Annotated in this window: 11 protein-coding genes and 2 riboswitches; of the genes, 7 read left to right on the top strand and 4 right to left on the bottom strand. The window is 34.3% G+C overall.

Going from position 1 to position 15,561, the window contains the following annotated elements; genetic code table 11:
* Positions 1-23: 23 nt before the first annotated feature.
* Positions 24-905, bottom strand: coding sequence for an energy transducer TonB (locus I6760_RS04590; RefSeq protein WP_196593296.1), 882 nt, complete (start codon positions 903-905; stop codon positions 24-26).
* Between the two features lie 117 nt (positions 906-1,022).
* A riboswitch (cobalamin riboswitch) is annotated at positions 1,023-1,196 on the bottom strand.
* Positions 1,197-1,448: 252 nt separating this feature from the next.
* A riboswitch (cobalamin riboswitch) is annotated at positions 1,449-1,621 on the top strand.
* A gap of 200 nt (positions 1,622-1,821) precedes the next feature.
* On the opposite strand from I6760_RS04590, the gene I6760_RS04585 reads away from it, so the two are divergent.
* The 5 genes from I6760_RS04585 to I6760_RS04565 all read left to right on the top strand — a co-directional run bounded on the left by I6760_RS04585 (position 1,822) and on the right by I6760_RS04565 (position 8,100).
* The gene (locus I6760_RS04585; RefSeq protein WP_231036093.1) at positions 1,822-4,044 is read left to right on the top strand and encodes a TonB-dependent receptor; all 2,223 of its coding nucleotides are present in this window, start codon (positions 1,822-1,824) and stop codon (positions 4,042-4,044) included.
* A gap of 95 nt (positions 4,045-4,139) precedes the next feature.
* Positions 4,140-4,976, top strand: a complete 837-nt coding sequence (locus I6760_RS04580; RefSeq protein WP_407947309.1) for an ABC transporter ATP-binding protein — start codon at positions 4,140-4,142, stop codon at positions 4,974-4,976.
* Between the two features lie 63 nt (positions 4,977-5,039).
* A complete protein-coding gene (locus I6760_RS04575) occupies positions 5,040-5,984 on the top strand; it encodes a TIM barrel protein (protein ID WP_196593294.1) in 945 nt (314 codons plus the stop codon).
* Positions 5,985-6,016: 32 nt separating this feature from the next.
* On the top strand, positions 6,017-7,105 hold the full coding sequence (locus I6760_RS04570) for an adenosylcobinamide amidohydrolase (RefSeq protein WP_196593293.1): 1,089 nt from the start codon (positions 6,017-6,019) through the stop codon (positions 7,103-7,105).
* Between the two features lie 11 nt (positions 7,106-7,116).
* Complete coding sequence (locus I6760_RS04565) at positions 7,117-8,100, top strand: ABC transporter substrate-binding protein (RefSeq protein WP_196593292.1); 984 nt, start codon at positions 7,117-7,119, stop codon at positions 8,098-8,100.
* Between the two features lie 73 nt (positions 8,101-8,173).
* On the opposite strand, the gene I6760_RS04560 is transcribed toward I6760_RS04565, so the two are convergent.
* From I6760_RS04560 to I6760_RS04550, 3 genes are all read right to left on the bottom strand, one after another.
* Entirely contained in the window at positions 8,174-9,499 is a 1,326-nt protein-coding gene (locus tag I6760_RS04560) for a (Fe-S)-binding protein (protein WP_196593291.1), read from the bottom strand.
* Between the two features lies 1 nt (position 9,500).
* A complete protein-coding gene (locus I6760_RS04555; protein WP_196593290.1) occupies positions 9,501-10,886 on the bottom strand; it encodes an FAD-linked oxidase C-terminal domain-containing protein in 1,386 nt (461 codons plus the stop codon).
* A 745-nt stretch (positions 10,887-11,631) separates the two neighbouring features.
* Positions 11,632-12,474 carry a MerR family transcriptional regulator gene (locus I6760_RS04550; RefSeq protein ID WP_196593289.1) on the bottom strand — a complete coding sequence of 281 codons (843 nt, stop codon included), beginning with the start codon at positions 12,472-12,474 and terminating at the stop codon, positions 11,632-11,634.
* Between the two features lie 169 nt (positions 12,475-12,643).
* Here I6760_RS04550 and I6760_RS04545 point away from each other — a divergent pair, with 169 nt between their 5' ends.
* Together I6760_RS04545 and I6760_RS04540 are read left to right on the top strand one after the other, a co-directional pair.
* Positions 12,644-14,521 carry a TonB-dependent receptor plug domain-containing protein gene (locus I6760_RS04545; protein WP_231036092.1) on the top strand — a complete coding sequence of 626 codons (1,878 nt, stop codon included), beginning with the start codon at positions 12,644-12,646 and terminating at the stop codon, positions 14,519-14,521.
* Positions 14,522-14,575: 54 nt separating this feature from the next.
* Positions 14,576-15,532 (top strand): ABC transporter substrate-binding protein, encoded by a 957-nt coding sequence (locus I6760_RS04540; protein WP_196593288.1) that lies wholly within the window; start codon positions 14,576-14,578, stop codon positions 15,530-15,532.
* The last annotated feature ends 29 nt before the right edge of the window (positions 15,533-15,561 follow it).

Raw genomic sequence — 15,561 nt, 5'->3', positions numbered from 1 at the left:
AGATGATATTATATTACTTTTACTTATTGAGTGAAACGGAAAATAAATTCCTTATTAACATAACAACGGACATTTTGATTATAAGCATTACGAGCCGGTACAAATGTCCAGCGATATGATGTATTGATAGCAGCAGAATCAAAAGCACTTTGCCCGGATGATGAGGTAACAATAACATTTTCAACATGGCCAGAAGCACTGACAGTCATTTTTACTCTTACAGATCCTTCAATTTCTGAATCACGCATACTCGAAGGATAGGAAGGCGATGGAGCATTAAGAGGTCTAGGAGGGACTGTTACTTTAAGTCTGCTGCCATGTCCTGATCCGTTGCCTGAACCGGTACCACTGCCGTGGCCTGATCCAGAGCCGCCACCTGTGCCAGAGCCGCTGCCGCCACCTGAACCGGAACCATTGCCGGGTCCCTTGCCCGTGCCAATTCCACCACCAGAGCCACTGCCATTTCCATTGCTGCTATTGCTGCCAGCAGATTTACCAGTCCCCTGTGCAGTGTTATTATCACTATTTGCTAAAGCAGTTTGTTTAGTGTTGTTAGCATTGTCCTCCCTTATTGGTTGAGGTGCATTAGGATTAAAAGTTGATTCTGAAACAGGTTGATTTTTTTTATCATTAGAAATAGCATTTTGTGCAGCAGGTAGGACAACATCATTTTTAGTAATGGCATTGTTTTGTCCGCCACCACCGCCACCACCTCCTCCAGCGTCAGAAGAAGATGAAGCATCATCGGTATAATAAATAAGATTAGAATCAGGATAATGAATATGTTTGTTAATAGCAAAAAAACCACTTAATGCCAGTATAAGAAATAAAATCAGGTGGACAAGAATAGAGATAACCAGGCCTTGCTTATGATAATTATTGTTATTGTAAGTTGATGATGTCATAATTAAATTTCCTTAAAATTAAAGAGCACATTCAAGGAAAAGAATGTGCTCTTTATAATATCATAAAAAATAATGACATCATAATAAAACAATCCCCTTCCCATCGCTCGTGGGTTTTAACGGTGATTTTAGCAGGCAGTTCTTCTGGCTCTGGATCATTACCATACTTGCGCCTTCCCAGTTTCCCAGTGACATTAGTGAAGTATGATTCCCCTTTACAGCGGCGGGACCGCAACGGTGTAGACCGTACTTTTCTATTAAGCTTACAGCACCTGCTGATTTAATAATTGATAATTATATCAAGATAATAAATCTAACTTCTATGATATAAAGCTTTAAATTATTTGTCAAGAAATATAAATTAAACTATTAGAGCATATATATCACAAAATTTATCTATTTATAGGATTTTATGTAATATGTGGTTGTACTTTAGGGTAAAATTATTAATAATAAGTGAAATAAATAATTTTTGTCAATAATAATATTTATATTACCTATTGATTTTATATAGGTAAAGTTATAAAATGAAAATGTTTTTAAAAAAATATCGAGGGAATAAGTGTCCACTAGGACTTAATAGAGAAACTGGTAAAAACCAGTACGGTCACGCCGCTGTAACAGGGAGCAAGCCTTTTATGCCATTGGAGAAATCTGAGAAGGCTGGTATTGCAATGAACTGGAGTCAGAAGAACTGCTTATTCAGCAATCACCATTATAACCTGCGAGTGATAGGGACGGCGATTATACAATATTTATTGATATTATTCACTGGCCTTTGGCCAGTTCTTTTATTGTAAAAAGGTCATTTCCTCTTGGTAATGGCCTTTTTGTTATAAAAAAATTTATTAACTAAATTCAATATTAATAAAGTAAATGCAGCGGTTATAGCGGATTTTTAATTTAAAGGAGTAATATGATGAGATATTGTTTACGGAAAAGATTGTTGTTTACCGTCTGCTGTGGAGGAATGTTATGGGGGATGACAACAGGTTACGCTGCATCTGCGAATACGGACGAATTTGCTTTGGATAGTACTGTAGTGACAGCAACAAGAACAATAAAAAAAAGAAAAAATGTACCAGCAAATGTCAGTGTGATAACAGCAGAGAATATAAAATGCAGAAACATACATTCTGTTCCAGAGGCATTACAAATGCTTCCAGGTGTATATATGGATCAAACAGCGCAAGGAGGAATACAAATCAGAGGATTCGATTCGTCAGATATCTTGGTTTTAGTAAATGGACAGCAGATAAACGATCCATTTAGTGGTAGTGTAAATTGGGAAATACTTCCTGTAGAAAATATAGCTAGGATTGAAGTTCTACGGGGAGCAGCGTCCTCATTATATGGTGGGCATGCAGTTGGGGCTGTAGTAAATATATTTACTGTGGAAAATAAAAAAAAGCTAGCGGTAAATATTGTAAAATCATATGGAAGTAATAATACACATAAAGATGCGATATATATAAATAGTAAAATAAACAAAAAAATTTCTGTTGGGATAGGATATGAAAATAATAAATCAGCAGGATATAAGGGGTATTACTATACATCATCAGGAAGTAATATAGGTAGTGGTACTTCCACAACTACGCTGCCAAAATTAAGCAATGGCAATTATGTCATTGGCGGAAGAGGGGAAAAAGAATGGAATAATAAAAATTATTCTTTTGAATTTTTATATAAATTTGATAAGAGTAAATCAATAAAATATAATTATTTAAAAAGTAGAAGTAGATATAATTATAAAAATCCATTTAGTTATATTTATGATAAAGATGGTAAGCAGGTATTTAGCGGAAAAGTATTGACTCAGGATGGCCGAGTAGTTAGTTTTTCTCCAGCACGATTTTTAGGATATGATGGTAAAAAGGAAGCTGCCTTACATACGCTTAATTATAAAGACCAAGAAAATAGTATATACCTGCATTTAGGATATTTGGACATAAGTCATAATGGATATAGTAGCCCGCTTAATCCAACATCAATAAATTGGTCGGGGACAGGTATAGATTCAACTTATCCAAGTAAAACGTATAATATTGATTTGCAAAAAACATGGGAAAAAGCAAAAAAACACGTTGTAGTAACAGGACTTTCTTTTGATCAGGAAAGCTTTGACCAAAAGAGATCATATTTGAATAATTGGCGAAATCATGATTCAATAAGTTGTACATATGGATTGTTTGAAAGGCATGGAGGAAAAACACGTAATACAGCAGTGTTTTTACAAGATGAATATAAAGCTGCTGATAAAGTCACATTATATACAGGTTTACGAATGGACTATTTTAAAAAATACGGTGGATTTAGTAAGTATATCAATGCTGATGGTTCCTTTAGCAGGGTAGTAAATCATAAAGAGGGAAATTATACAGAATTTAGTCCTAAAATAGCATTGGATTATAAATTTAATAACAAAGTAACAGCGTATGTGTCTTATGGTCATTCTTTTAATCCACCGCCATTATCAGAAGTTTATAGATATGAAGGTGGCAGCGGTGGTACTATAGCTAATCCTGCTCTTGCCCCAGAAGTTTCTGATACTTTTGAGTTGGGATTAAAAAAACAATTGGCAGCAGGAACTAATATGAATGTAGCCGTTTATCATACTATAACAAATGATAAAATTGTTTTTACACGCCATTATGTACCTAATACCAATACAGTAGCATATAAACAATATGAAAATTATGGGAAGGAAAAACGTCAGGGTATAGAATTGGATTTAAGCAGGAAATTTACAGATTATTTGAAGGGATATTTTAATTATGCATGGCAGTTTGGGCGACTGGAACGTGATAAGGTAGATAATACTAATATAACTGATGTGAGCAAACCAGATTATGGAATTCCCAGACATTTATTACATGCAGGGATCATATATGACAAGCAAAAGTGGAATACAGTGTTGGAATGTCAATATGTTAGTGCTCGTCAAGCTCCAGATGAGATTACAGGAGAATATGGAGCGGAAGATCCATTCTTTATAATTAACACAGCGATTAATTATAATATAGCCCATAATGCGGAAATTCAATTTGCAATTGATAATATATTTGATAGAAAATTTTATTGTAGTGAAGCTGCTGCAGGTAGATCTTATAATATAAGTATGCGGTATCATTTTTAATTTTATGCGAATGTCAGTGCAAAAAATATTCAAGTATAAATTTCTTAAACACAGGTATTTGTGGCTTAGGGTATTAATATTGTTATAAGGAGAGGATAATCATACATACTATTGAAATTGAAAATTTAAATATCGGTTATGGAAATACAACTATCATAGCTGGAATTAATACTGTGGTGGATAAAGGAGAGGTAATCGGCATAATCGGATGTAATGGCGCAGGAAAAAGCACTTTCCTTAAAACAATACGTGGGCTTTTGCCAAGGCAGAGTGGGGAAATAAAGTATTTTGGAAAGAATATAGATGATTATAAGGAAAAAGAAATAGCCAAACTGGTGGCTTATTTGCAGCAGGATGTCAATATAGGTTTTGGGTATAAAGGAAAGGATATTGTTTTAGCAGGACGATATCCATATTTGGAATGGTGGCAAAATGAAAGCAAAGCTGATAATGAACTGGCACTGGCGTGTATGGATTATACTGGTACAATGGGGTTAGCAGATAAGCCGGTAAATGAAATTTCTGGCGGACAAAAACAACGTGTTTTGTTGGCAAAGGTTTTAGCGCAGCAGACACCAATAATGTTTCTTGATGAGCCGACAACAGGATTAGATATGGTTTATCAGGAAGAAATTTTTCGGTTTATTAAAGAACTATCGCAAATGGGGAAAACAATAATAATGATAGTACATGAACTTAATTTGGCGGCAAAATATTGTACGCGTATATTTTTATTGGGGGAAGAAAAAATTTTAGCAGACGGTTCACCACAGGAAGTATTTACAGAAGAATTGCTCAGCCGTGCTTATAAAACGGCAGTGCAGGTAGATGAAAACGAAAATACAGGTACTATGGAGATTACGGTAAAGCCTAATATTAATGACCGTGATAAAGGTCGAAAATTACTTAATAAAATATGCCATATGTCTTGATTTCTGTATATGTCCGAAAAATTAGTTGACTATATAAAGAGTATATAGTTTAAAGTAAATATTATGAAAAATTTATTGAATTATTGCAGTATAAACTGCTATGAAAAAGAATTAGTTAAGAGAAAGATAAATCTGGCGCAATATATTGAACACTACAATTTATCAGGAATAGAACAATTTATATATTGTAATCAGCTTTCTGTAAAGTCATATGCTTCTATTACTATAGGAGTACATTTGGCTTATTGGCCGCAGTGGCTTGATTTTTGGCGGGGAAAATCGGCCGATGATATTTTTATTCTTAAAAATATGGGCATAAATAATGTAAATGTGTGGTTGGAGATTATTAGGGAAAATATTTATGCGGCACTTAAAGAACTCCCTGAATATCTTGTATGGCATATTGCTGACTGCAGCCCGGAAGAAGCATATACTTTTAAATTTAGATATAGTGATGATGATGTAATAACGGCAGCGGCAGAAGTGTTCAATGAAGTTGCTGATTGTATACCAGATTCTGTTTTAGTCTTATTTGAAAATTTATGGTGGCCAGGACTACGCCTTTTAGATGCTAAAACTGTTGAAAAGTTTTTTGCACTGGTCAATAAAAAAAACGTAGGAATAATGCTTGACACGGGCCATTTAATAAATACGAATCCTAATATAGAAGATGAGCAGGAAGCTGTTGCCTATATTTATAAAGTTATTTTACAACTGGGGGATACAGCTAAACGGATAAAGGGGATGCATTTAAACTGTTCACTTTCTGGCAGTTATCAGCGCTCATTTAGTCGTAAAGTACCAGCAGATAATAATTATAGTGGTTTGATAAAACATATAATATCAATTGACCAGCATAAGCCTTTTACACAAGATGGCATAAGAAAAATATTTAATGTAATAAACCCTGAATATGTAACACATGAGCTTATTTATAATGATTTTACAGATTTAGGGAAAAAACTGTCCAAGCAGATGAAGGCTTGTGGTAGATTCTGGCATAAATGAATCTAAGGGCAGATTAATTATGGAGGAAACATATGGCAGTAAAACTTTGTACAGTATCAACAGGTGATGAAGTTTATTTTTATGATAAAAGTATTGTAGTTTTTTTTGCAGGCAGGCGTAAAGTTTTAAGTACATCTGTTTATAATGGTGGATATCATGAAGATTTTAAAGCAGTTTATAACCATGATGCCAAGCAGGGAGAAGGAATGCCTTGTGAAATGCTGGCAGATACATATGTTGAAAATATGCGGCTGGTGTCAAAAAAATTAGCACTTGATCCTGATAAAGTTAGTGGGATGGGAACTGCTGCTAGTATGGAAAATGCAGTAGTAGAAAAAATGAGTTACAAAGATTTAACAGTGACAGCTGTTGTTACTGGGGGGATTGAAACTAATGGTGGCAGGGTCGGGGATCCGGCAGATTATTATCGCCCGATAGAAAAACCGGACAAATTCGGTACTATAAATATAATATTGGTGTTAGGCAGTGATATGCCGCCGGGAACATTGGCAAGAGCTTTAGTTACCTGCACAGAAGCTAAAACTGCTGCTATTCAGGAACTTTTGGAAGGTAGTAAATATTCTACTGGGATTGCCACTGGTTCCGGAACCGATCAAACTATAATAATTGCTGATGCAGCAAGTCCTTTATATTTGGAAGGCGCTGGTAAACATTCTAAAATGGGGGAATTAATCGGTAAAGTTGTTATTAAAGCGGTTAAGAGAGCTCTTGATAAGCAATCAGGTCTTAATCCAGTAAAACAGCATGATGTTTTTCGCCGTTTGAAACGCTTTTCTGTTACACCAATGAAGATTTGGCAGGAATATAGTAAAAAAGGTAAAAAAATTTTAAAGCCGCAATATTTACTACAAGTAGAAAAATTGGCAGTAGAAGATGCAATGCTGACATATACATCACTGTATGCTCATCTTCTGGATCAATTTTTATGGCAGCTTTTACAAAGACAGGAAACGATAAGGGCAGCTAATAAAATATTAAAAGTTTTGGCGGAAGAATATACTGTGGAAACAGCAGTAATAAAAGAAGCTGCTGTTGATGATATGATGGATGCATGGATAGTTGTTTTTAACCGTATACTCGACAAAAGAATTACGGTATAAAAGGAGAAAATATGAAAAAAGCAATATTCAGTAAAGTAATATTTATTATATTCTGCTGTGTTTTTTTTGCTGGGTGTGGAAATAATAGAGCTGATATAAAGGATACAGCGTATAAAGTTACTGATTATCAGGGGACTGTAGTTAATTTTAAAACAAGACCTAAACGCATATTAACGTTATCTATGAGTACTGACGAGATAGTGCTGGGCTTAGTTAAGCCAGATAAATTAGTAGCAGTTAATACACTGCTGGATGATCCAGTAAGTTCTAATATTGCTGCTTTAGCTAAGCAGATCCCGACAAAAATAAAAAATCCTTCAGTAGAAAGAATTTGTTCTTTACAGCCTGATCTTGTTATTGTACCAGATTGGAATAATATATCTATAGTTGATAATCTGCGCGATATGGGAATTAATGTTATAGTAGTTCCCGGGCCTAAAAATATTGCGCAGGTAAAACAATCAATAAATATTATTGCTGATGCATTGGGAAGACATAGTGAGGGAACAGAATTAACAGCACTTATGGATAAAAAGATAGCAGAGATAGAAAAAAAAGTGTCAGCTATTCCTAAGGATAAACGCAAGAAGATAGTTTTGGTTTCTTTGATGACTACCTATGGAGGAATAGGTTCTACTTTTGATGATGCATGTAAATATGCTGGTGTAATAAATGGGGTTTCTGCTGCGGGAATCCATAATGGACAAGCTTTGACGAAGGAAATGCTTGTTAAAATCAATCCTGATATTTTGTTGATGCCTGTATATGACGATCATGGTAAATTTAATGTAAAAACATATAATGAAAAATACTTAAATGACCCTTCATTACAAACAATAAAGGCCATTAAAAATAATGCACTTGTATATCCGCGGGAAGGTTACATCTATAATGCCTCGCAGGATATAGTTTTTAGTATACAGGAAATTGCTAGATGCGCTTATGGTAAAGAGTTTGATTTTCCTGCTAATATGCATTTGTCCGTAGTAAAATAAAAATAGCAATATTAAAAGATTTCCTTTTAATATTGCTATTGGGTTATAAAATCAGCATAAAAATACTACCATACTAATGATTGGATTTACCTGCCTGATAAGCTTTGTCCAGTAATTGTATGACATGCATGACTTCAACGTTGTCTATTTTGTTTTGTACAAGGCCATCAGTGATATGCATTCGGCATGTTCCGCAGCTTGTTACAACAATATCAGCATTTGTTGATTTTATGTCAGCAACTTTTCGGTCGTTTATTTTGCGCGAAATATCATAGTGAGCTAAGCTGAAAGATCCTCCTGAGCCGCAGCAGCGGGCAGGTTCTTTCATTTCTTTAAATATTATTCCCGGAATAGATTTTACTATTTCCCGTGGTTGTTGCGTGACTTTTATACCGCGTACCATATGACAGGGATCATGCATTGTTACAGTAGCATTTAACGTGCCTAAATTGTCCTTGCGGAATTTAACAATATCTACGAGGAACTCACTGATTTCATATGTTTTTTCGGCTATTTTTTCGGCACGTATTTTCATAGATGGATCATCTTTGAACATTTTGGGGTATTCATATTTTAAAGCTTCTGTACACGAACCGCAGGCAGCTATAATATAATCTACATTATATCGTTCAAATGTTTGGATATTATGGCGGGCAAATGCTTTACCTGACTCGATATCACCGGAAGTAAAGACTGGGGTTCCACAGCAATGCTGCATTTTAGGCATAACGATTTCTATGTTATTTTCTTTTAGAACATTTATAACAGCTTTACCAACATCCGTGTAAGCATAATTAATTGTACAGCCAGTAAAAAAGGCTATTTTAAATTTAGCATTGTTAATCTTAATTGTTTCAGGGTATTGCTTTCGTAGCGGGACAGCAGCAAAGGGAGTTAATACTCTTTTTTTGTCCATACCAGGCATGGGAAAACGGGACACTACAGCCATAGGACGGGGAAGCTTTTTCATGCTTATTGGACCGAAAATTCCTGCAGTGCGTAAAGCTAGATCAAATAGAGGCCGATTTTTTAACAAGGCAAATACTTTCTTTTTTACAGGACTCAGCCCATGTGCTTTTACAATAGCTTGTCGACCACGAATAATTAATTCATCGGCTGGAACACCACAAGGACAATTGGCAGCGCAGGCTTTGCAGGAGAGGCACAATCCCATGGACTTTTCAAAGTTGTCGGAAAGGGGGATAACTCCTTTTAAAACTCCTTCGATTAGGGATAATTTGCCGCGGGCTACACCTGTTTCTACGCCGAGTTCCTTGAAAATGGGGCATACAGCCATACAATTACCACACTTCATACAGTTAGCAAGGGCATCCTGTATATCTAAAAGCAAGGTTTTATCACATTCTTTTATTTTTTCAACAGTAAGTTTATTATCCATTTTAACATTCTCCTACTAATTTACCGGGGTTAAGGATTAGATTAGGATCTAGGGCCTGTTTTATTGCCTTCATTGTTTTCATACCTACCGGACCGTGTTGAATATGCATCCATTGTAGTTTACCTAGTCCAATACCATGTTCGCCACTTAATGTGCCACCTAGCTTTAAAGCCGTTCGGAAAATTTCATCCATTGCTTTATGTATGCGCTGCATTTCTTCTTTGTCGCGCAGATCGCAGACAAGTGTTGGATGCATGTTTCCATCACCGGCATGACCAAAAGTACCTATAGTAACATTATATTTTTTAGCGATGTCACTTACGGCATGCAAAAAGACAGGTACTTTACTGCGTGGTACTGTAGCATCTTCACAATAAGTTGTAGGACGGAGTTTGGCCAGTGCTGGTAAAGCAGCGCGACGGGCTGCCCATAATTTGTCAACATCAGCCTGTGTTTTAGCAACTTCCACAGAAAAAGCATTATTTTTTTTCAGGACAGAAAATACTTTCTTTGCTTCTTGTTCGACAACAATGGGGTTTCCGTCAACCTCAATTAATAAAACAGCTTCTGCTTCCAAGGGAAGCCCTACTTTAGCATAATCTTCCACAGTGCGGATTGTTGCGTTATCCATAATTTCTAAAGTAGCAGGGATTATTTTATTAGCGATAATATCGGAAACTGTATTACCAGCATCATCCAGATTTTTAAAAACAGCCATCATACTTTTTTTGGCTTCTGGAGCAGGAACAATTTTTAAAATTAATTTAGTGATAATGCCAAGGGTGCCTTCAGCACCAGTAAATAATTTTGTCATATCATAGCCGGAAACATCTTTTACATTTTTACCACCGCAAGTCATTATATCACCGCTTGCCAGAACAACTTCCATGCCCATAACATAATGTTTTGATACGCCATATTTCAAGCCGCGCAAGCCGCCGGCATTTTCTGATACGGTTCCGCCTAAAGTAGCGGTTGCTACTGTACCTGGATCAGGTGGGTAAATTAGTCCCAAGGGGGCTACTGTTTTGTTTAAATCAGCAACGATTACTCCTGGTTCGACAACGACAACAAGATTTTCTTCATCGATTTCGAGAATTTTATTTAAGCGTGTTGTTACTAATACAATGCCTCCTTTTACCGGACAGGTTCCAGCACTTAAATTAGTGCCAGAGCCACGGGTATAGACGGGAATTTTATGAATATTAGCAAAAGATAAAATCTGCGATATTTCCTGTGTATCAGCAGGAAATACGACTGCTGTAGGTAAATGTTGATGTCCAGGTGAAGCATCATAGGAATAACTGTAAAGACTTTCTAGATCACTTAATATGTGTCCAGGGCCAACAATTTGGGTAAGGGTATTGATAATAATATTGTTTTGCATTTTAAAACACCTCATATTGTAATAGATTAGAATAATAAATTTTGTCTAAATGTTTTCAGTTTAAATTGATAAACTGCTCATTAAGGAAAATACCAAGGTATAAATGTATGGACAATAAGAATAGATAATGATTATAATAGCAAAAAAAGAATTTTTGCTTATTTTAGATAAATATATTTATTCTGATTTAATATTGAATTAATAAAAATTACTTGTGTACTAGTATTAGTTTTATTTATGAATTGTAGCATGCTTAATTCTTTTTGTAAATATACAAGAATACATGTATGTATATAATGAAATATTTAACTTATAAAAAGAATGAATTTTATTATAGTAGAAAAGGCTTTGATGATGATAGCATAAAAAATAAAATTATTATATGAAATTTTTATATCTCATTATTAGAAGAATATATGATAATTGTTGTTATGGATGTTTTGAGATTTCATTTGTACTTAAAAGATGTATGATGGCTACCATATTGAAGCTGTTTATCTATAAGAAAAAGTCTGGCATAAAAGATATATATCTATTACCAAAATTAAGAATATTCAAATCTATTATACAATAAAATAACATAATATTTATTATACCGCAATTTTAACAGAATAGTAAAAACTTGTAAATATAGTGAAAAATTTAACTAAAGGAACTACTTATGTTATGATAAATTTGATAAAAAAAGTGCTATAAAATCTTCTGAAAATGAAGTTATTACAGCACTTTACCAGTAAATAGTAAATTAACAGATATTATCTACTTGTAGGATTATTTTATTGATATACTCTTTTGTGTGGGCAGTAAGCCAATGATTTTCTAGAGGAATGACAAATATATTGCTTACAGGATACATATTATTTACCTGCATGAATTTTTGCAATTTTAGCATAGCTTGTGGGGCATTTTGATAGTAAGTTCCTTTAACGGTTAGAGTAAGATATAATCCAGCAGGACGAATAGAAAGGGGGGGCTTTAATGGTAGGCAATTTTGATCATATACTGAGTAAAAGGCGGTTGATTTATTATATATACCAGAAAAAAAATCCTTTTTATTTATTATCCACCCGACATTTTTTTCTTTAAATTGATCTTTAGAAAATACTTTATATACATGGCGGGCAATCATTTTTATGATATTTTTACCTTTTTGTTTTTCGTTGATAAGAGTCAGGCAAAGTGTCTTCGCCGGTTCATATGTGAGAAATATTTGGTCAAATATTACCTTATTTATGCGTAATGTATTTTCTTTTACTAAAGATAAGCTGCGATGGACTTTTTGTAGATCAGCAATGTTTTTTTGACATTCCTGGTCTTTTTTTTCTATTAGTTTTAGAAAATTTTCCGGGGATCTGTTAGCAATATAAGATTTTATTTCAATAATAGGGATATCAAGTTTGCGTAAATTAAGAATGATTTCTAAAGTCAGATATTGTGTTATATTATAATGCCTGTAACCATTACTGCCGATAAATTCTGGTTTTAGGAGGCCAATACGGTCATAGTACAGTAATGTTTGTTTAGGAATTTTATAAAGGCTGGCCAATTCACCGCTGGTAAAATAATCATCGCGTTCATATTTATTCATTATTACACCTACTAATTAATAAATATAACATACCATATCATTTAATAAATGGCAATCAAAAAGTAAGAATTTCTCTTGACTATATATGTACTATATGGTTTACACTCAACAAGATATTTATGTTTTTATATAATAATAAAATTTATTTATATTAAAGGATGATGGAAAAATGAAAAACGAATTGAACAGTTCTATACTGTTATCAGTTCTTTTAACAGGGAGTCTATTAGTAGGAAGGATGGCTGTTGTTCATGCACAGCAGGATGAACAATCTTTTAATCTGGATCAGACGGTAGTAACAGCTACAAGAACAGCAGTGGATAAATTTAAAGCTAATAGTAACATTTGCATTATTACGGCAGAAGATATACAACGCAATCATTATACAGACCTCAGCGAGGCATTAAGATCTGTTCCTGGAGTGAATATCAGTCAATATGCACCAGCTGGGTATAATGACAGTAATAGCGTATATATAAATGGTTCTAAGAATATTGTTGTACTTATAAATGGAGTAAAACAGAATTTTGCCGGAGGTAATCCTGCTTCATTAATTTTCTCTATGAGAAATCTTGATGATGTAGATCATATTGAAGTGTTACATGGATCTGCTTCTACTTTATATGGATCTGATGCTAAGGGTGGAGTAATTAATATAATAACGAAAAAAATTACCCAGAATAAAACACGATTGAAAACATCCACAGGAAGTTTTGGTAAAAAGACTTATGCTGTAGCTAATCAAGGAGTGAAAAATAGCTGGACTTGGGATGTAATTTATCAAAAAGATAAGAATGGCGATTTTGAAGATGCTCATGGGGAAAATCAGCGTTCTAAATTAGATGCAGATACGTTTAATTTTTCCCTTAATAATCAAGTAAGTAAAAAGTCTGCCATTGCGTTCCATTACAGATTATATAAGGATAAAGAAAAGTTTGCGGCTCCCTGGGAAAAGTTAAAGGATGGAAGTATTGATAAACATGGTTGGGATATAATATACAACTTAAAGCCAAATAATAAGAGTAAAAATCAATTTAGTATTTCCGATGATACATATTATTCGGAAATTGATTCTTATCTTACGGATGTACAGACGTGGCGTATAGCCGACCAGTTTGACCAGAAATTAGGAAGAAATCATTTACTTACAAGTGGATTTGAGTATACACATGATAAAATTCTTCATGATAATGGCATAAGCAAGAATACATTGACCAATAGATCTTATTATTTGCAGGATCAATGGCAGCTTACACCAGCTTTAAAATTGACAAGCGGTGTTCGCTATGATGATAATTCTGGTTTTGGAAAACATTCAACACCAAGTTTTAATTTAGGTTATTTGGTAGATTCTAAAACCAATGTGTATATTTCTTATAGTGATTATTTTTTAACACCGACGCCTAGTCAGCTTTATAATACATATTATGGCAATCCTGATATTAAACCAGAAACAGGTATCAATAAGGAAATAGGAATAAATCATCGTTTTACAAATAGCCTATCAGGATCGGCTCACTTTTTCAAAAGACAGTCAGAAAATACGATTGGTTATTTGTATAGTACAGGCCATTATGGCAATGTTGGAAATGAACATTCCCAAGGCTGGGATGTTCAAATGCAGAAAAAATTTAATGATTTTATTTCCTCTTCAATAGGATTTACACATGTACATATTGATCCAACACAACAGCGGACAGCCAATATAGATGGCTATATTCCAGAAAGTGAATGGAATATAGCAACAAACTACACTAATAAGGAATTTGATGCATCTGTAAATGGCCGCGGAATAATTAATCAAATGGGACCGCAGACTGCCGATGTTTTGGGAAACTTTTTTCCACAGACAACATATTGGGTATGGGATCTGGCCATGAATTATAAATTGACAAGCAATGCGAAAGTCTTTTTCAAGGTAAATAATGTTTTCAATCAGTTTTATGCGGAATGTTCAAATGCCAGAAGTAATTGGTGGGGACAAAAAAATGAATGGTGGAACGCACCTGGGCGCAGCTTTATGATTGGTGTTCAATATGATTTCTAAGGAATATAAATTTTTTGCGGATACTTTTTTATTGCTCTAAGAGGATTTTATGTCATGAATAGAAGATTTTTGCTATTAATATTCAGTCTGGTTTTTGTCAGTATAAATATTTTAGGCTGTGCGGCTGATAATAAAAAGCAGTCACATAATATTTTATATACAGTGACAGATACTCAGGGCAGTGTTTTAAATTTTTCGGAAAAACCGCATAGAATAGTTTCACTTTCTATAAGTACAGATGAAATATTACTTGGTCTGTTACCGCCAGATAGAATATTAGCGGTAACAGCGCTGGCAGATGACAAGGGTATATCCAATGTCAGGGCAAAAGCAAAAAAGGTTTCTAAACGGATACCTAAAAACAGCAGTGCGGAGTATATTTTATCTTTGCAGCCTGATTTAGTAATTGTACCTGATTTTATTAAACCGGAAATGATCAGAAATTTACAGGATATAGGATTGAAAGTTTATGTTTATAAAACACCACATACTATTGACGGAATAAAAAAATGCATAAACGATTTAGCTGTAGTGGTAGGGGAACCACAGAATGCAGCTAAACTTATTACTTATATGAATAAAAAGTTACAAGTGGTGCAGAAGAAATTAGGTTATATACCAGTGCGTAAACGAAAAAGAGTGGTATTTATGCGGTATAACGGAGTTTATTTTAGTAAAAAAACATCATTTAGTGATATTTTCCGCAATGCTGGGTTATATGATGTTACGGATGATATAAAAAACAGGCATGAAGGAATTCTGCCGCGTGAAGAGGTAGTTAAGCTCAAACCGGATATATTCATTATGGCTGATTGGAATTATGACGGAAAACATGATGTCTATGGATTAAAAGAGCAGCTTCTGTCCGATCGGGCATATGAAAATATCCCAGCATGGCAGTATAAAAAGATAATTATCGTGCCGGGAGCAGAGATGCTGTGTATTTCACAGTATGCAGCTGATGCAGTACTTGATTTGGCACAAAAAGCTTATCCAGAAAAGTTTTATTAAAAAATATGCAATAATAATTTTGGGGGAAT

Origin of the sequence: Pectinatus sottacetonis, from assembly GCF_015732155.1 — a bacterium.
GTDB lineage: Bacteria > Bacillota > Negativicutes > Selenomonadales > Selenomonadaceae > Pectinatus > Pectinatus sottacetonis.
The sequence above is the reverse complement of the archived record's forward strand: the minus strand, read 5'-3'. Positions and strand labels throughout refer to the sequence as shown.